This is a genomic window from Tsukamurella sp. USMM236, from assembly GCF_037148755.1.
Taxonomy (GTDB): Bacteria; Actinomycetota; Actinomycetes; order Mycobacteriales; family Mycobacteriaceae; genus Tsukamurella.
Genome location: NZ_JBBCSS010000008.1, coordinates 188,591 through 207,788, shown reverse-complemented (window position 1 = coordinate 207,788; position 19,198 = coordinate 188,591). Strand labels below are relative to the sequence as shown.

28 protein-coding genes are annotated in these 19,198 nt (G+C 72.2%); 16 read left to right on the top strand and 12 right to left on the bottom strand.

Annotated elements, in window-relative coordinates; genetic code table 11:
* Nucleotides 1-19 precede the first annotated feature (19 nt).
* Together WFK95_RS22065 and WFK95_RS22060 are read left to right on the top strand one after the other, a co-directional pair.
* Nucleotides 20-451, top strand: a complete 432-nt coding sequence (locus WFK95_RS22065) for a VOC family protein (protein ID WP_336671994.1) — start codon at nucleotides 20-22, stop codon at nucleotides 449-451.
* A gap of 89 nt (nucleotides 452-540) precedes the next feature.
* The gene (locus WFK95_RS22060; RefSeq protein ID WP_336671993.1) at nucleotides 541-891 is read left to right on the top strand and encodes a hypothetical protein; all 351 of its coding nucleotides are present in this window, start codon (nucleotides 541-543) and stop codon (nucleotides 889-891) included.
* Here the strand turns inward: WFK95_RS22060 and WFK95_RS22055 are convergent.
* Complete coding sequence (locus tag WFK95_RS22055; RefSeq protein ID WP_336671991.1) at nucleotides 872-1,327, bottom strand: YbaN family protein; 456 nt, start codon at nucleotides 1,325-1,327, stop codon at nucleotides 872-874. The two genes, WFK95_RS22060 and WFK95_RS22055, sit on opposite strands and share 20 nt — an antisense overlap.
* 28 nt (nucleotides 1,328-1,355) lie before the next feature.
* A complete protein-coding gene (locus WFK95_RS22050) occupies nucleotides 1,356-1,988 on the bottom strand; it encodes a DUF2461 domain-containing protein (RefSeq protein ID WP_224645901.1) in 633 nt (210 codons plus the stop codon).
* Nucleotides 1,989-2,056: 68 nt separating this feature from the next.
* Between WFK95_RS22050 and WFK95_RS22045 the strand changes: the two genes are divergently transcribed.
* From WFK95_RS22045 to WFK95_RS22030, 4 genes are read left to right on the top strand one after another with little or no spacing between them, the layout of a single operon-like run.
* Nucleotides 2,057-3,325: an ATP-binding protein gene (locus WFK95_RS22045; protein WP_336671989.1), complete on the top strand. Its 1,269-nt coding sequence runs from the start codon at nucleotides 2,057-2,059 to the stop codon at nucleotides 3,323-3,325.
* 49 nt (nucleotides 3,326-3,374) lie between these two features.
* A complete protein-coding gene (locus tag WFK95_RS22040) occupies nucleotides 3,375-3,833 on the top strand; it encodes a peroxiredoxin (protein WP_336671988.1) in 459 nt (152 codons plus the stop codon).
* Complete coding sequence (locus WFK95_RS22035; protein ID WP_336671987.1) at nucleotides 3,830-4,447, top strand: hypothetical protein; 618 nt, start codon at nucleotides 3,830-3,832, stop codon at nucleotides 4,445-4,447. Before WFK95_RS22040 ends, WFK95_RS22035 begins: the two co-directional genes overlap by 4 nt.
* Nucleotides 4,444-4,893, top strand: a complete 450-nt coding sequence (locus WFK95_RS22030) for an acetyltransferase (protein WP_336671985.1) — start codon at nucleotides 4,444-4,446, stop codon at nucleotides 4,891-4,893. The genes WFK95_RS22035 and WFK95_RS22030 overlap by 4 nt, the downstream gene beginning before the upstream one ends.
* Here WFK95_RS22030 and WFK95_RS22025 read toward each other — a convergent pair.
* Nucleotides 4,890-5,333 (bottom strand): MarR family winged helix-turn-helix transcriptional regulator, encoded by a 444-nt coding sequence (locus tag WFK95_RS22025; protein WP_336671984.1) that lies wholly within the window; start codon nucleotides 5,331-5,333, stop codon nucleotides 4,890-4,892. The genes WFK95_RS22030 and WFK95_RS22025 overlap by 4 nt on opposite strands.
* A 92-nt stretch (nucleotides 5,334-5,425) precedes the next feature.
* Here WFK95_RS22025 and WFK95_RS22020 point away from each other — a divergent pair, with 92 nt between their 5' ends.
* The 5 genes from WFK95_RS22020 to WFK95_RS22000 all read left to right on the top strand — a co-directional run bounded on the left by WFK95_RS22020 (nucleotide 5,426) and on the right by WFK95_RS22000 (nucleotide 9,038).
* A complete protein-coding gene (locus tag WFK95_RS22020) occupies nucleotides 5,426-6,118 on the top strand; it encodes a type 1 glutamine amidotransferase domain-containing protein (protein WP_336671983.1) in 693 nt (230 codons plus the stop codon).
* Between the two features lie 91 nt (nucleotides 6,119-6,209).
* The gene (locus tag WFK95_RS22015; RefSeq protein WP_336671982.1) at nucleotides 6,210-6,587 is read left to right on the top strand and encodes a YciI family protein; all 378 of its coding nucleotides are present in this window, start codon (nucleotides 6,210-6,212) and stop codon (nucleotides 6,585-6,587) included.
* On the top strand, nucleotides 6,587-7,774 hold the full coding sequence (locus WFK95_RS22010) for an RNA polymerase sigma factor (protein WP_336671981.1): 1,188 nt from the start codon (nucleotides 6,587-6,589) through the stop codon (nucleotides 7,772-7,774). Before WFK95_RS22015 ends, WFK95_RS22010 begins: the two co-directional genes overlap by 1 nt.
* A gap of 36 nt (nucleotides 7,775-7,810) precedes the next feature.
* The gene (locus WFK95_RS22005; RefSeq protein ID WP_224645911.1) at nucleotides 7,811-8,371 is read left to right on the top strand and encodes a DUF1707 SHOCT-like domain-containing protein; all 561 of its coding nucleotides are present in this window, start codon (nucleotides 7,811-7,813) and stop codon (nucleotides 8,369-8,371) included.
* 43 nt (nucleotides 8,372-8,414) lie between these two features.
* Nucleotides 8,415-9,038 (top strand): maleylpyruvate isomerase family mycothiol-dependent enzyme, encoded by a 624-nt coding sequence (locus WFK95_RS22000; RefSeq protein WP_336671980.1) that lies wholly within the window; start codon nucleotides 8,415-8,417, stop codon nucleotides 9,036-9,038.
* Between the two features lie 3 nt (nucleotides 9,039-9,041).
* Here WFK95_RS22000 and WFK95_RS21995 read toward each other — a convergent pair whose 3' ends face one another.
* The 3 genes from WFK95_RS21995 to WFK95_RS21985 are packed head-to-tail and all read right to left on the bottom strand — an operon-like array spanning nucleotide 9,042 to nucleotide 10,952.
* On the bottom strand, nucleotides 9,042-9,506 hold the full coding sequence (locus tag WFK95_RS21995) for a hypothetical protein (RefSeq protein WP_336671979.1): 465 nt from the start codon (nucleotides 9,504-9,506) through the stop codon (nucleotides 9,042-9,044).
* Between the two features lie 26 nt (nucleotides 9,507-9,532).
* The gene (locus tag WFK95_RS21990) at nucleotides 9,533-10,270 is read right to left on the bottom strand and encodes a Clp protease N-terminal domain-containing protein (protein WP_336671978.1); all 738 of its coding nucleotides are present in this window, start codon (nucleotides 10,268-10,270) and stop codon (nucleotides 9,533-9,535) included.
* 52 nt (nucleotides 10,271-10,322) lie between these two features.
* Nucleotides 10,323-10,952 carry an NAD(P)H-dependent oxidoreductase gene (locus WFK95_RS21985; protein ID WP_336671977.1) on the bottom strand — a complete coding sequence of 210 codons (630 nt, stop codon included), beginning with the start codon at nucleotides 10,950-10,952 and terminating at the stop codon, nucleotides 10,323-10,325.
* Between the two features lie 9 nt (nucleotides 10,953-10,961).
* On the opposite strand from WFK95_RS21985, the gene WFK95_RS21980 reads away from it, so the two are divergent.
* Entirely contained in the window at nucleotides 10,962-11,369 is a 408-nt protein-coding gene (locus tag WFK95_RS21980) for a MerR family transcriptional regulator (protein ID WP_224645916.1), read from the top strand.
* Here the strand turns inward: WFK95_RS21980 and WFK95_RS21975 are convergent.
* Nucleotides 11,359-11,712: a Fe-S protein gene (locus tag WFK95_RS21975; RefSeq protein WP_336671976.1), complete on the bottom strand. Its 354-nt coding sequence runs from the start codon at nucleotides 11,710-11,712 to the stop codon at nucleotides 11,359-11,361. The genes WFK95_RS21980 and WFK95_RS21975 overlap by 11 nt on opposite strands.
* A 91-nt stretch (nucleotides 11,713-11,803) precedes the next feature.
* On the opposite strand from WFK95_RS21975, the gene WFK95_RS21970 reads away from it, so the two are divergent.
* From WFK95_RS21970 to WFK95_RS21960, 3 genes are read left to right on the top strand one after another with little or no spacing between them, the layout of a single operon-like run.
* Nucleotides 11,804-12,997, top strand: a complete 1,194-nt coding sequence (locus WFK95_RS21970) for an NAD(P)/FAD-dependent oxidoreductase (RefSeq protein ID WP_336671975.1) — start codon at nucleotides 11,804-11,806, stop codon at nucleotides 12,995-12,997.
* 8 nt (nucleotides 12,998-13,005) lie between these two features.
* Entirely contained in the window at nucleotides 13,006-13,989 is a 984-nt protein-coding gene (locus WFK95_RS21965; protein WP_336671974.1) for a DUF5995 family protein, read from the top strand.
* A 24-nt stretch (nucleotides 13,990-14,013) separates the two neighbouring features.
* Nucleotides 14,014-14,415: a PaaI family thioesterase gene (locus WFK95_RS21960; RefSeq protein WP_336671973.1), complete on the top strand. Its 402-nt coding sequence runs from the start codon at nucleotides 14,014-14,016 to the stop codon at nucleotides 14,413-14,415.
* A gap of 4 nt (nucleotides 14,416-14,419) precedes the next feature.
* On the opposite strand, the gene WFK95_RS21955 is transcribed toward WFK95_RS21960, so the two are convergent.
* From WFK95_RS21955 to WFK95_RS21940, 4 genes are all read right to left on the bottom strand, one after another.
* On the bottom strand, nucleotides 14,420-15,430 hold the full coding sequence (locus WFK95_RS21955; RefSeq protein ID WP_336671972.1) for a DUF4349 domain-containing protein: 1,011 nt from the start codon (nucleotides 15,428-15,430) through the stop codon (nucleotides 14,420-14,422).
* Nucleotides 15,427-15,993, bottom strand: coding sequence for an RNA polymerase sigma factor (locus tag WFK95_RS21950; protein WP_336671971.1), 567 nt, complete (start codon nucleotides 15,991-15,993; stop codon nucleotides 15,427-15,429). Before WFK95_RS21950 ends, WFK95_RS21955 begins: the two co-directional genes overlap by 4 nt.
* A gap of 68 nt (nucleotides 15,994-16,061) precedes the next feature.
* A complete protein-coding gene (locus WFK95_RS21945; RefSeq protein ID WP_336671970.1) occupies nucleotides 16,062-16,700 on the bottom strand; it encodes an HAD-IA family hydrolase in 639 nt (212 codons plus the stop codon).
* Nucleotides 16,701-16,766: 66 nt separating this feature from the next.
* A complete protein-coding gene (locus WFK95_RS21940; protein WP_336671969.1) occupies nucleotides 16,767-17,774 on the bottom strand; it encodes an alpha-hydroxy acid oxidase in 1,008 nt (335 codons plus the stop codon).
* 184 nt (nucleotides 17,775-17,958) lie between these two features.
* On the opposite strand from WFK95_RS21940, the gene WFK95_RS21935 reads away from it, so the two are divergent.
* On the top strand, nucleotides 17,959-18,165 hold the full coding sequence (locus WFK95_RS21935; protein ID WP_224646123.1) for a hypothetical protein: 207 nt from the start codon (nucleotides 17,959-17,961) through the stop codon (nucleotides 18,163-18,165).
* Nucleotides 18,166-18,181: 16 nt separating this feature from the next.
* On the opposite strand, the gene WFK95_RS21930 is transcribed toward WFK95_RS21935, so the two are convergent.
* A complete protein-coding gene (locus WFK95_RS21930) occupies nucleotides 18,182-19,177 on the bottom strand; it encodes an ArsR/SmtB family transcription factor (protein WP_224646122.1) in 996 nt (331 codons plus the stop codon).
* Between the last annotated feature and the right edge of the window lie 21 nt (nucleotides 19,178-19,198).

Below are 19,198 nucleotides of genomic sequence, written 5' to 3'. Positions count from 1 at the left end.
CCGCCGCTACCGTTTCCGCATGACCGTCAGACAGATTCAGGTGACCTTCGACTGTGCGGATCCGAAGCGCGTCGCGCTGTTCTGGTGCGAGGTGCTCGGGTACATCGTGCCGCCGCCCCCGCCGGGTTTCGAGGACTGGGACGCCTTCGAGGCGTCGCTGCCGGCGGAGGTGCACGGCTCGGCGTTCGCGTGCGTCGACCCCAACGGCGTCGGCCCGCGCCTGTTCTTCCAGCGCGTGCCCGAGGGCAAGACGGTCAAGAACCGCGTGCACCTCGACGTCCGCGTCGGCACCGGCATGGTGGGCGCCGAACGGCTCGCTGCCCTCGAGGCGGAGTGCGCGAGACTGGAGAAGCTCGGTGCTATTCGCCTCTACCTGCAGGAGGCCGACGGCGCGAACGAGTCCTGCCTCACCATGGCCGACGTCGAGGGCAACGAGTTCTGCCTCGATTGACGGTTCGCCCTGGATGAACGGGGTGGCCGTGGTCCCCTCCGGTGTGGACACTGGAGTCAAGTGGGTCCCTACGGCTCGAGGAGTCAGTCATGGCAGGTAACGACAACCCGTTCGGGTTCGGTCCGGGCGAGTTCGACGACCTCGCGCGCGAGGCCCGGGACATGATCGGCCGGATCGTCGGCGGCACCGCGGGCCGGGAGGCCTTCTCCGGGCTGTTCGACGATGCCGTCCGCCGCCCGAAGCGCCAGCCGGAGACGGCGGGCGAGACCGGCGACGGGGTGTGGGCGATCATCGCCACCGCCGAGGACGGGGGAGCCCGCGTCGAGCAGGTCTACGCCACCGAGATCGACGCGCTGCGCTCCAACCAGCACAACACCGACGTCACCCGGAAGGTCCGCTTCCTGCCGTACGGGATCGCGGTCACTGCTCTGGACGACTGACGGCCTCGGGGGCCGCCTCGGCCTCGCCGTCGGCGGCGGGCTCAGGCCCGCGCATCGGATCTGGCGTCGGCTCGGGGCGCAGCCACAGCCACGTGCCCACGATCGCCATGATCGCGGTGCCGATGCCGGCGATCCACCAGTGCGGCGTCACGAGGAACAGGATCACGGCGCACACGGCCATGCTGCCGACGGCCATGTACTTGGCCTTGCGGCTGACGGCGCCGGTGGCCTGCCAGTCCCGGATCATCGGGCCGAAGACCCGGTGCTCGAGCAGCTTGCGGTGCAGGGTGTCGGAACCGCGCGCCGCGCAGTACGCCGCGATCAGGATGAACACGGTGGTCGGCATGAGCGGAACCACGACGCCGATGATGCCCAGGCCGAGCGCGATGTAGGCGCAGAGCCACCACATCCACTTCAGTCGAGATCGCCCTGCCATGCCACCAGTGTAGGGAAGGGCCGCGGGGTCAGGCGTCGCCGTGCTCGACCAGCCAGTCGAGCAGGGCGGAGGTCTCGCGCCAGTGCTTGCGGATCTGGGGCACCAGCTTCGGCGTGTGGATGATCTCCTCGAAGCCGTAGTCGCGCATCACGGTGAGCGACTTGTGCCGCAACAGGTCGATCCGCGGGTGGTCGGCATCCCATCCGCGCGGGGAGGTCTTGAGCGTCTCGCCGCCGATCTCCCAGCCCTTGCGGCGGAGCTTCGCGATGACCTGCTCGAGCGCGGGGCCGTACAGGTCGTTGTCGATCGCCTTCCGGAAGGCGGCCAGCCGGGTGGGGCTCGCCTCGTAGAAGCCGGCGCCGACCCGCATTCCGGGCGCGCCGATCTGCAGGTAGTAGCCGGTGGCGGGGCCGACGCCGATGAAGGCGCCCTGGTGCGTCTTGTACGGCGTCTTGTCCTTGGAGAAGCGGACGTCGCGGTAGGGGCGGAAGATCTTCGCGGTGCCGAACTCGTCGGCCAGCTCCTCGGTCAGCGCGGCCATCGGCGCGGCGACGGAGGTCTTGTAGACCTCCTTGTGCGCCTCCCAGAAGACCTTCGAGTTGTCGGCCTCGAGGTCGTCGTAGAAGTCCAGCGCAGCCTCGGGGAATCCGGTGAAGCTCATGCGCCGAGGTTACCGCCGGCCCGGATATTCGATGGCGCCGGACGGCTTCCCCGCCTACCGTTCGTCCGATGCCCATCGACTTGACCGGGGAGAACCGGGACGTGACGCGCGCCGTGGAAGTGATCCGCGCGCTGCTCGGTGATGCCCACGTGACGCCGCGTACCGCGACGTCCTTCGCGGAGGACGCGCTCGGCGTTCTCGAGGCGCAGCACACGGTCATCAAGATCGCGACCACGCCCGCGACGGCCGTCGCGGTGGGCCTCGCCGTGTCGCGGCTCGTCGCCGAGCACGACGCCGAGTCGGGACCGGCCTGCCACACGGACCCGCCGTCCTGGCTCTCGATCGACCTGGGGGACGGCGCCGACCGCATCCCCGGAGATGCGGCGTTCGCCTTCCGTGCGGGCACCCTTGCCGATGCGCCGGTCGTGCTGCGTTGCGAGACCGAGTACCGCGAGACGCTGAGCGTCGGCGTCGTCACCCGGTCGTGCGACGTCGCTGTCGGCGAGGCGGTCCGTGACCGGATCCGCGCCGCGGCAGAGGAACTCAACCCGCTCAAGGGGCGGGCGATCGCAGTCTCCTTCCACGGCGGCATGACCTTCCGCGCATTCGAGCTCACCGGTGACCGCGCCGACGTCGTCGTCCCCGACCGGGTCTGGGCCGAGATCGACCTTTCCGTCCGCGCGGTCACCACCCACGCGGAACAGCTGCGCCGCCTCGGCTTCCGCGCCGCGCGCGGTGTGCTGCTCTGCGGGCCGCCCGGCGTGGGGAAGACGGCGGTCTCCCGCGCGGTCGCCGCCGAGTTGGTCGGCGACTTCACGGTGATCGTGGTCGGTGCGGGCGCGATCGGCGCGGGGCTCGCGTCGGTCTACGCCGCCGCCGTCGAGCTCGGACGGTGCGTCGTGATCCTCGACGACGTGGACCTCGCGGTCCGTCGCCGTGGTGACGGCGACGACACCGCGCTCGCGTCGCTGCTCGACGCGCTCGACGGCGTCGATCAGTCCGCCGAGGTGCTCACCATCGCGACGACCAACGACCCGCGCTCACTCGACGGTGCCGCCACCCGCGCGACGCGCTTCGACAGCGTCGTCGAGGTGGGCTACCCGAACCGCGAGGCGCTGATCGGCATCCTGCGACGGCGCACGGTCGGCCTCGGCCTGACGGACGGCGACGTGGCCTCGATCGCCGACGCCCTGCCGCCTGAGACCAGCGGCGCCGACGTGGGCGCTCTCGTTCGGCGCGTCGTCCTGGCCATTGCGGGCACCGACCTCGAGGCCTTCCTCACGGAGGTGCGGCGCCGTGGCTGGCTGGCGGCCGTCCCGGTCGGGCAGTACCTGTGAGCGTCGCCGACGGGAGCGCTCCGGCGGACGGGGGGCTAGCGTGGTCGGCATGAAACCCGGTGACACCGCGCCCGACTTCGAACTGCCCGATCAGGACGGCACCCCGCGGAAGCTGAGCGACCTGCTCGCCGCCGGCCCCGTCGCCCTGTTCTTCTACCCGGCGGCGTTCACGCCGGGCTGCACCAAGGAGGCGTGCCACTTCCGCGACCTCGCCGCCGAGTTCGCGGAGGCGGGCGTGCAGCGCGTCGGCATCAGCCGCGACGCGGTCGCCAAGCAGCAGGACTGGACGGCGAAGCACGGCCTCGACTACCCGCTGCTCTCGGACGTCGACGGCGCCGTGGCCACGGCGTTCGGCGTGAAGCGCGACGGACTGCTCAAGCTCGCCGGCATGCCCACCAAGCGCACCACCTTCGCGATCCGGCCCGACGGCACCGTCGCCGATGTGATCGCCTCCGAGGTGAACATGCAGGTCCACGCCGACCGCGCCCTCGCCGCACTGCGCGGGTGACGGAGGGCGCGCAGCCAGTCGTCGTGCGCTTCGGATTCCGCAGCGCCGGCGTCGGGGTACTTGCAATCATCGGCGGGTCCGGATTGCTGATGGTGTCGTTCTCGGCGTACCTCACGACGCAGGGCGAGCCGGCCGCTGGTGTCGTCCTCTGCCTGGCGATGGGGGTACTGCTCACCGCGCCCGCGGTGTTCTCGGTATCGATCATGTTGTCGCGACGCGTTGTCGTCGTCCTGTCGCCGGACGGCGTCGAGTTCCCATGGATAGCGGTGCCGTCGGTGCGACGGTGGACGTGGGCGGAGATCGAGGGCATCGTCGCTATAGAGCGGGCGCACGAGGGCTCTCGGACGGACTACCGACTCGAGCTCGCACCGTCGCCGCGCGCCCGGCGCCTGCGGTCCGTGCCTGACGACCTCACCCGTCTACAGCGCTATTTGATCCGGCCCGCTGGGCCGGCGACCTTCTCGATCTGGTGGTTCACCACGCCGTCGCCCCGCGTGGTGAACCGCTACATCTACGCCGTCGCACCGGAACTCGGCTTGCCGTTGATCCCGCCGCGGCATCGTCCCAAGGGATACCCATGGGGCGAAAACCGCTCGACAGGTCCGGAAGAATGACCGGAGTGATCACGCTCCGCAATGGCACCGACGCCGACCATCCCGCGCTGGTGCGGGTGTGGCGCAGTTCCGTCGACGCCACCCACGACTTCCTCGCCGAGGCCGACCGCGACGCCATCGAGGCGCGGCTCGCGAGCGATTATTTCCCGCAGGTCCGGCTCACCGTCGCGGAGATCGACGGTGCCGTGGCCGGGTTCGCCGGCACGGCCGGCGACGATCTGGCGATGCTCTTCGTGCATGCCGACGCCCGGGGGCGTGGCGTCGGCCGCGCCCTTCTCGACCACGCCGTCCGCGAGCTCGGCGTGCGGACCGTCGACGTCAACGAGCAGAACGCGCAGGCCGTCGGCTTCTACGCGCACAGCGGCTTCACGGTGACCGGGCGGAGCGAGACGGACGGCGACGGACTGCCGTACCCGCTGCTGCACCTCGCTCTCGCCGCGGACTAGCCCGCGCAGCCGTCGCGCGAGGTGCGGGCCACGACGGCGACCGCGCGCCGCAGCACCTCGACGTCGCCGGGGGACAGCGGCCCGAGCAACTCCGCCTCGGCGGCACTGACTTCCGCGCCCACCTCGCGCAACATCGCCAGCCCCGCATCGGTCGGCACGACCCGCCGTGCCCGGCGATCGGTGGGGGAGGGCTCGCGGCGCACCAGGCCCGCGTCCACCAGATCGTCCACCACGTACGGCATCACCGACTTGTCGATGAGCAGGTACTCCGCGAGCGCCAGCTGTGTCGGCAGGTCGTACGTCGCGGCGGCGTACAGCGTCTGGTACCCGCGTACCCCACGGGGGATCCGGTCCAGGATCGGCGCGACGGCCTCCGCGTACGCCTTGTTCAACACCCCCACGGACCAGCCGAAATCGCAGGTCTCCTCGTGCTCCGCCACACGTTCAGCCTAACAGGCCCGACATATCAGTTGAGTCACATATCAGTTGTGGTACCGTTCAGTTGTCGCGCAAACAAACTGAGGAGTACGTCATGAGCCGCATCCTGGTCGTCACCACCAGCGTCCCGTCCTACGCCGTGAGCGGTCGCCGCACCGGCCTCTGGCTCGGCGAGCTGACCCATTTCGTCGACGCCGTCGAGGCCGCGGGTCACAGCACCGTCATCGCCAGCATCGAAGGCGGCTTCGTCCCCATCGACCCCGAATCCCTCAGCCACGAGGTGCTGGCGCAGGGCGGCACGCGCGCCCGCTACGACGACCCCGCCTTCATGGACCGCCTGCGGAACACGCCCTCGCTCCGGGACGTCGATGCCGCCGACTTCGACGCGATCTACCTCACCGGCGGGCACGGCGTCATGTTCGACTTCCCGACCGACGAGCGCCTCGCGGCCCTGCTCCGCGACTTCGACGCGGCGGGCAAGGTCGTCTCGGCCGTCTGCCACGGCACCGCCGGGCTCCTCGGCGCCATGAAGGCCGACGGTGCGCCGCTGATCGCAGGCCGCCGTATCGCGGGCTTCTCCTGGAACGAGGAGGTGCTGGCCGGGCTGGATTCGATCGTCCCGTTCAACCTCGAGGAGCGGATCGCCGCGCTCGGCGCCACCTACGTGCAGGCCGACGAGGCGTGGACCCCGTTCGCCGTCACGGACGGCACCGTCGTGACCGGCCAGAACCCGGCCAGCGCGCACCCCGTCGCTGACGGTGTTCTCGCCTTGCTTGCCGCCCGGTAGAAGCGTTCTCGCGAGCCCTGTCGATTCCGCGTCGCCTCGATCGTCATCCCTGTGCCCCGCCCCTGGGGCACAGTGGACTCGAGGAGGAACCATGCATTACGCACTGCTGATCAACAACGCCGAACCCGACGAGGGCGACATCGCGGAGGAGGCCTTCCTGCAGATGCAGCGGGCCATGGCGGACTACACCGCCGCTCTGCAGGCCGCGGGCGTGCTCATCGGCGCCGAGATCCTGGAACCGCAGGCGCAGACGGTCACCGTCACCCGCCGCGACGGCGACCTGACGATCCAGGACGGCCCGTTCGCCGACACCCGCGAGGCGCTCGCCGGCGTCTTCCTGCTCGACGTGCCGGACCAGGACGCGGCCCTGGCCTGGGCCGAGAAGCACCCCGCGACCCAGTACGCGGTGATCGAGGTTCGCAAGGTCGCCGCAGCCTGCGACGAGGGCATCTGGAACGCCGCGGACTGATGGCCGGGGATGCCGAGGTGCGGGCGGAGAACGCAGCCCGCACCTCGTACGGCCGGCTCCTCGCGCTGCTCGCGTCCCGCACCCACGACCTCGCCGCCGCTGAGGACGCCCTCGCGGACGCCTTCGAGCGGGCGCTCACGCGGTGGCCGGTCGACGGGACGCCCGACGATCCGGACGCGTGGCTGCTCACCGTGGCGAGGAACCGCCAGCGCGACAGGTGGAAGTCCGCGGCCGAGCGTCGCTCGCTGCCCTTCGACGAGGCGGCGCACGACGCCGCGGCGCCGGGCGAGAGCCCCGACCGACGACTCGAACTGCTCCTCGTCTGCGCGCACCCGGCCGTCGCGGACGCGAGCGTGCCGCTCATGCTCAACACGGTCCTGGGCTTCACCGCCGAGCAGATCGGCGCGGCCCTGCTGATCCCGACGGCGACGATGGCCGCCCGCCTGACGCGCGCGAAGAAGCGCATCGCGCGCGAACGGATTCCGTTCGCGGTCCCCGAGACGGATGCTCTCGCCGGTCGTCTCGGGCCCGTCTTCGAGGCCGTCTACGGCTCGTACTCGATCGAATGGCCCACCCCGCCGCGCGAGCGCCATGCACTCCTCCTCGGGCTGGCCGGGACCATCGCCGAGTCGGCCCCGACGGTCGCGGAGGCGCACGGCCTGGCCGCCCTGATGTACCTCTCCAGCGCCCGGCTGCCCGCCCGTGTCGACGAGGACGGGCGCTACATCCCGCTGCCGCTGCAGGATCCGCGGCGCTGGGACCGTGACCTCATCGCCGCCGGGCACCGGCACCTGCGGGTGGCGCACGCGCTCGGCACCGTCGGACGGTTCCAGCTGGAAGCGGCGATCGGGGCTGTGCACTGCGCCCGCCGCCCGGGCGAGGCACCGGACTGGGCGAACCTGCGGCGCCTCTACGACGCACTCGTCGCCCTGGCGCCCACGCGCGGTGCGGCCGTCGCGCGGGCCGCCGTCATCGCCGAGACCGACGGTGCGCGTGCGGGACTGGAGGCGCTGGACCTCCTCGACGGCGTGGAGCGACTGCAACCCGCGTGGGCCGTCCGCGCGTCCCTGCTCGACCGCCTCGGCGAGCCCGCAGCCGATGCCGCCTACGCCAAGGCGATCTCGATCACCACCGATTCGGCCGAACGCGAGTACCTGGCCCGGCGCGCCCGCGGCACCGGTCGATAGCGGCGGAATCCGGGCGCAATCGCTAGGGTCGGGCGCATGGCGGACAGCGATGGGATCCGGGTGGGCGACCCCGAACGACAGCGGGCCGTCGAACTGCTCGGGGAGGCGATGGCCACCGGCTACCTCACCGTCGAGGAGTTCGACCAACGCACGCACGCGGCCTACGCCGCCGCGAATCGCGGTGAGCTGCAGGCGCTGGTGAACGACCTGCCGATCCGCGAGCGACTCTTCCCCACGGTGCCGGACGTCGCGGACCGGCCCGTGGAGGTGCTCGACCTGGAATGGACGACGGTGCACCGCAAGGGCGTGTGGACCGTGCCCGCGCGCCTGCGCATCACGGGCTCGACGGGCACCGCGAAGATCGACTTCCGCAACGCCGACTTCCCCTACGGCGGGGTCGAGATCGACGTCCAGGTCTCGTGGAGCACGCTGAAGCTGCACCTGACGCCGACGATGCGGGTCGACGCCACCGGTGTCGACTACTCGGGGTGGAGCTCGCTCAAGGACAAGGCCGGGCCGGCGGACGGCGCGGCGGGGCCGCTCCTGGTGCTGCGCGGCTCGGCCTCGGCGGGGAGCAGCATCCAACTTCGCCGGTGAGGCCCTGGATTTCCCGCTACGGTGAGCGGGACGAAGGAGTCGCATGTCCGATGTCTGGCAACTGGTCCACGCGGAGCGCCGCGCCCTGATCGCCTTCCTCGAGGGCGTCGACGACGCGCGTTGGGACACGCCCTCGCTGTGCCCCGGGTGGCGCGTGCGCGACGTCGTCGCCCACCAGATCTCCACCGCGGACACCACCCGCCTGGGCTTCATCAAGGGAATGGTGCTCGCTCGCTTCGACTTCGACCGCGACAACCAGAACGGCGTCGACCGCGAGCTGGGCCCGGCGGCGCAGATGCTCGACCGGTTCCGGTCCCTCGTCGACCGCGCCTCGGGCCCGCCAGCGCCGCTCGACACCCGGCTCGTCGAGGCCGTCGTGCACGGCGAGGACATCCGCCGGCCGCTCGGCGCCGTCGGCGACTATCCGGCGGAGGCGGTCGAACGGGCCCTGCGGCTGCAGGCCCGCACCGGGAAGGGCATGGGCGGAGCGAAGGAGCACATCGCCGGACTGCGGCTGCGCGCCACCGACGCGGACGTCACGCTCGGCGACGGCCCTGAAGTCACCGGTCCGCTGCTCGCCTTGTTGCTCGCCGTGAGCGGGCGCACCGTCGCCCTGGGGGAACTGAGCGGGGAGGGTCTGCCCACTCTCGCGGAACGGGTCTCCTGACGCTCAGCGCGGCGGCGTGATCGTGATCCGCGCGTCGATGCGGGTGATGAGGCACGTGCTGCGCGGGATCCGGAAGTCCTCGTCCGTGGGTGCGTCCACGACGCGCTGCCCGGCGATGCGCACGGGCACGATGAACCGGTAGTTCAGCAGGTCGCGATCGCCGCCGGGCGCGACGGTGCGCGCCGTGACCCGCGGCGCGTCCATGATCGAGTACTGCAGGTGCCGGTCGAGATCCCCGCGCAACTGGTCCCCGGAGAAGCCCGTCTGCAGGCCGTTCTCGAAGCGGACGGCGTTCGGCGCGAAGGGGACCGCGGTGGCCTTAGTGCGATCGCCCAGCGCCGCGATGTAGGCGTCGGCGGCGGCGAGCTGGCGTGCCGGAGTGCAGGTCGCCGCCGTGGCGGGCGCGGCGAATGAGGCGGCCGCGACGGCGGGGATCAGGGCGGGCACGAGGCGGGCGAGGACGGCCATGCGCTCACAGTAGCGGCGCCCCGGCGTCACTCCGGGGTGTACGCCGAAAGCACCTCGCGCACCGCGGCGTCGATCGTCGCGTGATCCACGCCGCGCTCGGTCAGGAAGACCGCGCCCGGGCCGGTGCCCTCCGCCAGGATGCCGAGCAGGATGTGCTCGGTGCCGACGTAGTTGTGGCCCAGTCGGAGCGCTTCGCGCAGCACCATCTCGACGGCCTTCTTCGCCGCGGGCGAGAAGGGGATGAGCTCCGGGCTCTCCTCGGTGTCCGTCGCCGAGATCTGCCGGTGCAGGACGGCTTCCGTGACCGCCTCCTCCGTGATCCCCCGGCCGAGGAGTAGGCGGGCAGCGATGCCCTCGGGCTCGCGGAACAGTCCCAGCAGCATGTGGTCCGTGTCGATCGTCGGGCTCCCCACCTCGCGCGCCTCGTCCTGCGCCGCCACGACGACGCTCCGTGCCCGCGGCGTGAACCGCGAGTAGGGCGAGCCGGTCGCGTCGATGAGCGCCGACGGGTCGATGCTCGGCGGCGCCGAGCGCTGCTGCGCGGCCTGCTTCGTCATCCCCATGGACTCGCCGATCGAGGTCCAGGTGGCGCCGCTGCGCCGCGCCTGGTCGACGAAGTGTCCGACGAGGTGGTCGGCGGTCTCGCCGAGGTGCGCCGCGACGGCGACGGCATCGCCGAGGTGGGCGAGCGCGTCGCCGTCCGGGTGGAGCGCGTGGACGGTGCGGATGAGGGCGTCGAGGCTGACGGGATCGTTCTGAGGCATGCGTCAAGCATGAGTTGACGCGGCGTGGTTGTCAACCATTGATTGACGACGATCAGGCGGCGGCACCGTCGGCGATGCGCGCGGCGACCGACGCGGCGGCGTCCTCGGCCGCGACCTCGCGGGCGCGATGCCGATCCGGATCGTCCGATTCCCCGTCGCCCAGCAGGAACAGCCCGGAATCCTCCGCGCCCATGTAGTTCGCGAGGCCGTCGACCAGCTGGGCGTTCATGCCGTCGAGGTAGCCGTGCTTGCGGTAGGTGGACTCGCCGACGGCGCCGATCGGGAAGAAGTACAGGCGCTTCGGCGCCGCGAGCTCGGCACCGGAGTTCGTGTCGTCGTACGCCCAGTCGCGGGTGAAGACGCGGTCGACCCAGCCCTTGAGCGGGCCGGGCAGGCCCCACCAGTACACCGGAAAGACGACGGCGATCGCGTCGAACTCCTCCAGTCGGCGCTGCTCGGCCCGCACGTCCGCGGGGACGACGGTGCGGTCGCGGTACGCCGCGTGGTCGGCCGAACCGAAGGTCGGGTCGAAGCCGGCGGCGAGGACATCGTGCCGCTCGACATCGGCGTACCCGCCGCGGAGCAGGCCGCGGGCCACGGCGGCGGCGGTGGAGGCGGTGGCGGAGTCGGCATCGGGGTGGGCGGTCACCACGACCGCGCGGAGCTGCTGCTGATTCGTCATACTGAGAGCATGAACTCTGACACCAGTGTCATGGTCAAGCCCGGGCTGCGGATGCGTGACCTGTGTGCCCGCACCGGCACCACGCCCCGCATGATCCGGCACTACGAGAAGACGGGGATCCTCGCGCCGGGGCGCGAGTCGAACGGCTATCGGGTGTTCACCGAGGAGGACGTGCGCACCGTCGCCGATGCGCGGTGTCTCATCGAGGCCGGGTTGTCGGCCACGGAGACGGCGGAGTTGGTGGGCATCGTCTGCGGCGAGGGCGACGCCCCGCCGGCGGAGTTGGACGCGGCGCTGGTCCGTATCGGCGAGCGTCGCACCGTGCTCGACGAGCGGATCGCGCAGCTCGTCGCCGCGAAGGAAAAGCTCGACGAGCTCCGCGACTACGTCCACGACATCCGCGGCGTCACCAGATGACGGCGAGCCCCGCGGCGGTCAGTGACAGCAGGCCCGCGGCGTAGAACATCCCGAGCGGGACGGCCTCGCCGGTGCGCTTCTGTCGTGCGCTGCCCATGCCGAGCAGGCCGCCGAGGACGAGCAGGATGAGCAGCTTGATGCCGATCTTGGGGTAGTTCAGCTCGATTCCCGCGGGCCAGGGCGCGGCCAGAGCGAGGCCGGTGACGAGCGAGACCAGCAGCCCGTAGTCCATGACGCGCTCGAACCGGAACCGTCCCGCGGCCGCGGAGGCAACCCAGCCGCCGAAGGTGACGGCGAAGCCCACGATGTGCACCAGAACTATTACGTTGCGTAGTACTTCCATGGTCCGAGCGTAGCGAACCGGACGAATCGTGCACCCGATACGGCGATTCGAGGGGTTCCCCTCGTCGGCGGACGGGGCTACGGTCGAGGGCATGGGTGCGATCGTCATCGTCGGAGCAGGACTGGCGGCCGCGAAAGCGGCCGAGGCGCTACGGGATCTGGGCCACGACGGCCCGATCACGGTGATCGGCGCCGAATCCCATCCGCCCTACGAGCGACCCCCGCTGTCCAAGGACTACCTGCAGGGCAAGGCCGAGCGCGACAGCGTCTTCACCTTCGACGCCGCCTGGTACGCCGACCACGACGTCACCGTGCGGACCGGCGTCCGCGCCACCGCGCTCGACCGGGAGGAGCGCACCGTCGGCCTGGATACGGGGGAGTCGCTGCCCTACGAGCACCTGGTGCTGGCCACGGGATCCCGCGCGCGGCCTCTGCCCGGAGCCGACGGGGTGCACTACCTCCGCACCCTCGACGACAGCGACGCGCTGCGGGCCGTGTTCGAGAAGGGCGGCCGGCTCGGCGTCGTCGGCGGCGGGTGGATCGGGCTCGAGGCGGCCGCCGCGGCCCGTGGGGCCGGCCTGGAGGTCACCGTCGTCGAACCCGCCGAGCAGCCGCTGCTCGGCGCCCTCGGCCCCGAGCTCGGCAAGGTCTTCGCGGACCTGCACCGCGCGCACGGCGTGGACCTGCGCACCGGCACCGGCGTGCGGGCCGTCGAGCCCGGTGGCCGGGGACTGGTCCTCGAGGACGGGACCACGATCGAGACCGACGCCGTGCTCGTCGGGATCGGCGCGATGCCGAACATCGAGCTCGCCGAGGCCTCCGGCCTCGAGACCGCCGAGGGCGGCGTGGCCGTCGACGCCGGGCTGCGCACCTCCGACCCGCACGTCTTCGCCGTCGGCGACATCGCCGCCGCCGAGAACCCGACGGTGGGCCGGCGCGTGCGCGTCGAGCACTGGGCCAACGCCCTCAACCAGCCGCGCGTGGCCGCCGCCAACATCCTCGGCGGGTCCGAGGTCTACGACCGCCTCCCGTACTTCTTCACCGACCAGTACCAGCTGGGCATGGAGTACCTCGGCCTGTCCACGGGCTACGACGACGTGGTGATCCGCGGCGACCTGGACGCCCTCGAGTTCGTCGCCTTCTGGCTGAAGGAGGGACGCGTTCTGGCCGGTATGAACGTGAACGTGTGGGACGTGGGCGATGATGTGCGTGCGCTGATCACGACCCGCCGGGTGGTCGACGCCGCCCGTCTCGCCGATCCCGGCGTACCGCTTGCGGAGGTCTAGTGCGCATGATGCCCCGACGGTCGGCGCGGGTCGCCGGCACGATCGCCGCTACCCTGGTCACCGTCGCGCTGGTCTCCGCCCCGCCGTCGAGCGCGGCACCGTCGCCCTACTGCGGCACCGCGCTGACGCCCGCGGAGAACAAGCGCATCATCGCGCTGTCCGATCCGGCCGCACTGCCCACGGAGCCGACCTTCGCCGGCCTCGACGACCTGACGGTGCGCCAGCGTGGCATCGCCGACATCCTCGGCGCTCACCGCGACCGACGGGGACTGTTCGGCGTCGGCATGGACGGCGTGATTCGCGATGCGGTGACCCCGACGCAGCGCAACGAGGCCGGGCTCGACGACCCGCGATACGCCAAGTCCCTGTCCATCGACCTGGTCAGCCGCTACCTGAAGGCCGTCCACGCGCAGTGGACCGGCGGCGCCGTGCCGCAGTGGTGGGGCAACTACTTCCGGCTGGCCGCGCGGTGCGAACTGCCGCCCGGGCGGGTGGCGATGGCGGGCTACAACGCGCACATCACCGTCGACCTCGCGTACACGGTCGCGCACACCCGCAGCACACCCGCGAACGCGCTCGACTTCTACCGCATCGTCGACTCGATCGCGAAGAACGGCAACGTGATCCCCGAGCGCAGCAAGCGCATCTACGGCGCCGACCTGTGGGGCCTGTGGACCTTCTACTTCTTCGGCCAGGGGCTCGACCGGATCGTCGGAGCGGGCGTCGCATCGAACCTGATGCTCCGCGCCGCCGACGACGGCTACAACACCCTCACCTTCGCCAACGGCCTCGCGCTGCAGAACCCCGCCGTGCGGCCCGCCACGGAGGGCGCGATCCTCGCGCTGTGGCAGACCGGCGAGATCGCCTTCGACGTCCTCTCCGGGCTCGGCGGGCTCGGCACCCCCGTCGCGCCAGTGCCGAACCCGCGCCCCGCACCCACCCCGGTGCCGCGCCCCACGCCCGCCCCGGTGCTCGCCGCGACCGGCCGCTGAACGCCGGGGTGCGATAGTGCTGGGGTGACCTTCGACGAACTCGTCAGCTACAACGCCTCCCTGCCGTTCAACCGGTGGGCCGGAATCGAGGTGCTCAGCGCCGACCTCGACGAGGTCGTGCTCCGGCTCGAGCGCCGCGACGACCTGTGCCAGAACGTCGGCGGCCTGCACGCCGCGCTCATCGCCGGCGTCCTGGAGAACGCGTGCGGCTACGCGCTCGCGATGCACCCCGGTGCGGGTGGCCTCGTGACCCAGATGGACACGCAGTTCCTGCGTCCCGCGCAGGGCGAGGCCTTCCTCGCCGTCGGCCGGGTGGTCAAGCCCGGCAGCAAGCAGAGCTTCTCCGAGGCCGACTTCTTCATCGAGGTCGACGGTGCGCGCGGGCCCCGGTTCGCCACGGCCCGCGCGCTCGTCGTCCCCTCCTAGCCGCTCAGGAGCGGGGCCGGAACCGGCGCACCGCCCGGTACACGCCGTACAGCACCAGCAGCACCGCGGCCCACGGCAGCACCGCGCCCACGATCACCAAGAGCCACCGTCCGGCGGCGAGCAGTGCGTCCCAGCCGTTCTGCAGGCCGCCCGTGAATCCCGACCGGTTAGCGGTCACGGTCGGCTTCTCGATGGACACCGTCACCGTCGAGAGGGAGACCCGGTCGCCGATCGACGCGCGCCGTGACTGCAGGGATTCGAGCTCCTGCTGGCGCGACGTGAGTGCGGACTCCGCCGCGATCACCTGGTCGGTGGTGTCGGCCCTGGCGAGGATCGCCGTCAGCCGGTCGACGGAGACCTGGGTCGCGCGGATGCGCGCCTCGAGATCGACGACGGTGCCGGTCACGTCCTCATGCTCCAGCTGCACGGAGCCGACCTCGCCGAGCCCGCCGATCTTCTCCACCAGCTCGTTCACCTTGTCGTTCGGCACCCGCAGCGTGAGCTTCGCGCGGGCCTTCTCGCCGCCGGTCTCGGTGCGCGCGTCGACGCGTCCGCCGAGGCGCTCCGCGGTCGCGGCCAGCTCCCGGGCCGCCGACGCCGGATCGGCGTTCGTCACGTCGACGGTGCCGGTGGTGATCACCTGACGGTCCGCCGGCGCGTTCGCCGGGGTCGACGGCGCGGCCGGCCCCGTCGTGGGCGCCGCCTTCGGAGCGGGGGCGACCGCGGCCTGCCCGCCTGTGATGGGCGCGGACTCCGCGGCCCCGCGGCCCCCGGCCTGGGGTGCTGGCGGCTGGTAGAAGGCCGAATCGCTCGTGCCCCCCTGGAACTGGCTCGCGACGACGCCGCCCACGGCGACGACCGCGATCGCCGCGGCCGCGGCGATGCCCATCGTCCGGTGCTTGCGACGGCTGCGGCGCGCCTGCAGGTCGTCGCCGACCTCGGTCATGACGGCGGCGCGCATGGCGGAGAGCCGGTCGTCGGTGAGGATGTCGTCGGGGGTGATCCGGGTGGTCATGACTGCTCCCTCAGGGTGCTCAGGTCGGCGCGCAGGCGGCCGCGCAGCCGGGAGACGCGGTTGCGCACGGCGGCGTGGGTCACGCCCACCTCCGCGGCGGCCCGCTCGTAGGTCTGTTCGTCCTCCACGCACAGGCGGTAGAGGCGCTGGTCGGTGGGGGACAGGGCGGCGACCGCGCCCGCGATGAGCGCGCGGATCTCGGCGGCGAGCACCTCGTCCTCGGGCGACGGAGCCGCCCCCGGTGGCTCGGCGTCGTCGAGCGGCGCCGATCTGTCCCGGACCGCGGAGAGTCGTCTCCCCGCGTTGAGCGCGGTGTACCGCGCGGTGGTCAGCAACCACGGGAGCACCGACTCGTCGACGATCCGCACCGCGTCGATGCGGCGCCAGAGCGTGAGGAAGGTGTCCTGGGCGACTTCCTGCGCGGCGTCGGCGTCGCGCAGGACGGCGTACGCCTGCCAGTAGACGGGGCGCACGTGGCGGTCGTGGATCGCCGCGAACGCCGACCCGTCGCCGCCCGCGGCGCGGGCGAGGAGGGTCCGGTCCGCGGACTCGTCGGTTCTCATCGTGGACGTCACACCCCCCTTATGTCGCCGGGGCGGCCGACCGTCTCACCCGGATGCGACGGTGCCGGTCAGAGCGTCAGGTGGATGCCCTCGTCGTCGACGGTGACCGCGACCTTCGTCAGGTCGTCGACCTGCGCGTCGGGGGAGAAGCGGGCCGCCCCCGGGCCCACCCCGACCACCCGCATCCCGGCGGCCTTGCCCGCGGCGATGCCGGCCTCCGAGTCCTCGAAGACGATGCAGTCTGCCGGGGCGACCCCGAGGAGCGCGGCGCCGCGGAGGAAGCCCTCGGGGTCGGGCTTGCTCGCGCGCACGTCCTCGGCGGTCACGCGCACCGCGGGCAGGGGCAGGCCCGCGGCGCCCATCCGCGCCGTCGACAGCGGGACGTCCGCGGAGGTCACCAGGGCGTGCGGCGCACCGTCAAGCGCGGCGAGGAAGGCGGGCGCCCCGGCGACGGGGACGATGCCCTCGGTGTCGGCGGTCTCCTGCGCCAGCAGTTCGCGGTTCTCCGCGAGATTGACCTCGACGGGGCGGTCCGGCAGCAGCTCCGCCATCGTCGCGTGGCCCTGGCGGCCGTGCGCGACGGCCAGCACCGCCGCGGGGTCGAGCCCCTTCTCCCGCGCCCACCGGCTCCAGCACCGTTCCACGACGGCGTGCGAATCCACGAGTGTGCCGTCCATGTCCAGCAGCAGAGCGCGACCGGTGAGCATGCATATCCTCCTGAGATGGGCGTGTGGGCCCAACGATACGGACGGCGCGGGGAGCGGCGGTGCGGATCAGCGGGGGACGACGAGGTCCGGCGTGAGCTCGTCGAGGCGGACGGCGCCCGCCAGCCCCATCGCGTGCCGGAGCTCCTCCTGCAGGCCGGCCAGAATCGAGCGGACACCGTCGGCGCCGGAGACCGCCAGGCCCCACAGGATCGGCCGGCCCACGAAGACGGCGTCCGCGCCCAGGGCGAGGGCGGCCAGCGCGTCGAGACCGTCACGGACGTCGCCGTCGACGAGCACGGTCGCGTCGGCGCCGACGGCCGCCGCGATTCCGGGCAACGCCTGCGCGGGCGCGACGGTGCGCCCCAGCTGCCGACCGCCGTGATCGCTCACCCACACCCCGGCCGCGCCGGCGTCGACGCACCGTCGGGCCTCGTCGGCGCGCAGCACACCCTTGACGATCACCGGGAGCCCCGTCAGGTCGGCGAGCCGCCCGATGTCCTCGAGGACGGCCCCCGCGTCCTGCTCGATCGCGGCCCACGCGTCGGCCCCGGGCGGCAGGTGCTGCGCGACGTTGACCAGGGCCACGTCGTCGCCCAGCGGCGGCAGCCCGCGGCCGCCGGAGCGGCCCACGTAGGGGGTGTCGCCGGTGAGCACCAACGCCGTCGCGCCGGCCGCCGCGGCCCGCTGCACCAGCGCGTCGGTGATGGATCGGTCGTGCATGAGGTAGACCTGCTGCCACCACGGGCCGCCCACCGCGGCGGCGACCTCCTCGATCCGGGTGGTCGCGCGCATGGACAGGACGAACGGGGCGCCGCACTCGGCTGCGGCGCGGGCGGTCGCCGCCTCGCCGCCGGGGTGGACGAGGCGGTGGAAGGCCGTCGGTGCGACGCCGATGGGGGAGCGCCAGTCGCCGAGGACGGTGGTCGTGGTGTCGATGGACCTCACGTCGCGCAGCACGCGCGGCGTGAATCGCCAGCGCTCCCACGGGGACTCGCCGGTGCTCGCGCCGCGCATCAGGTACGCCCACACGTCGGGCGCGACTACCTGCTCGGCCTGCTGCGCGAGTTCGATCATCCGGTCGCTCCCCCTGATTCGTGGCACTGAGGCCGCGCGGTGCCCGGCACGCTGGTGCGGCGGACGGGGCTTCACGATCTCACAGTCGCTTCGAATGTGTTACGGCGCACAGTGTCCCCGATCACACTTTAGGTCATCACTTAAAGATTGGCGGCGCGGTGGCGCGGCCGGGAGACTCTTGGTCATGACCAATTACCGTGATTTCAAGAGCCTCACCGCCGACCCGACCGCCGGCACCGTCTACGCCCGCCTCGCGGACATCCACGAGGACGCCGCGAAGCCCACCGCCGCGCCGCGCTCCGGATTCGCCGCCGCCGGCCTGCGTGCCGCCCTGCAGCGCTTCGTCACCGCCAACCCCGAGTACACCGGCCCCGCCGCGCTGCGCTTCTGATCCTCCCCGCTCGATCTCAGGCGCGGTGGCCGCGTACCAACCGGTCACCGTCCGGCGTGCGCCGATAGAGCACCTCGCGCCCGCTCCGAGCCCGGTCGACCAGGCCGTTCTCGTGGAGCACGCGCAGGCTCTGGGACGCCGCCGACGGCGTGACCTCCAGTCGCCGCGCCAACTCGCTGACCGCCATCGGCTCGACCAGGGCGTGCAGCACGTCCGCCTTCGCTCCGCCGATCAGCCGCCGCAGTGCGCCCGGCGGAACCTCTCGCATCGACTCCATGAGGGTCGCGCTGCCGCGCGCCGGATAGCCGGCGTGCGGCGTCGCCGTCTCCGGTGAATGCGCGCTGACGAGACGGGTCAGGAAGACGCTCGGAATCAGGATGAGCCCCCGGCCCGCTGAGGCGTACTCGCCGGATCGCGTGTACGCCAGATCCAGGCGCAACCGCCCGTCGCGATCCCACGCCAGGTTGGGGTTGAGCGAGGCGAACAGCTGGGTCGGCCCGCCGATCGCCAGCTCCCGCCCGCGGAACGTGATGTCCGACTCCAGGATCCGGTTCACCGACGGCCAGATCGGCGCGATGACCACCCGGTGGTAGCGCTCCAGCGCCCCCGCGATCCGCGGCCCCGCCCGCTCGGGGTCGTCGAGCAGGCGCGCCAGCGCGGGCGACGGATCGTCGCCCTCCCGCAGGTCGTCCAGTTGCGCATGGATCAGCGCCGGATCGGTCGCCGCGATCGCAGCGAGTCCGTCGTCGAGCGACGGCCGCGCGTTGCCGGGCTCCGGCATCGGCGTGAGGAAGTCCGGGATCGCGTTCCCCGACGGCGCCACCAGCGCACTGACGAGCCGGTGGTCGTACCGGTCCCGCTGAGCCTGCGCGTTGCTGCGCCACCGATTCAGGTGGGCGGAACTCTCGTGCGTCGTGTTCAGGTGGAACAGGCTCAGTGAGGTCTCGTTCATCGGCGCCAGGACGAAGCGCACGTCCGAGAGGTCGCGGACGTCCAGCACGTAGGTGAGCATGAGACGCCCAGCTTAGGGTCG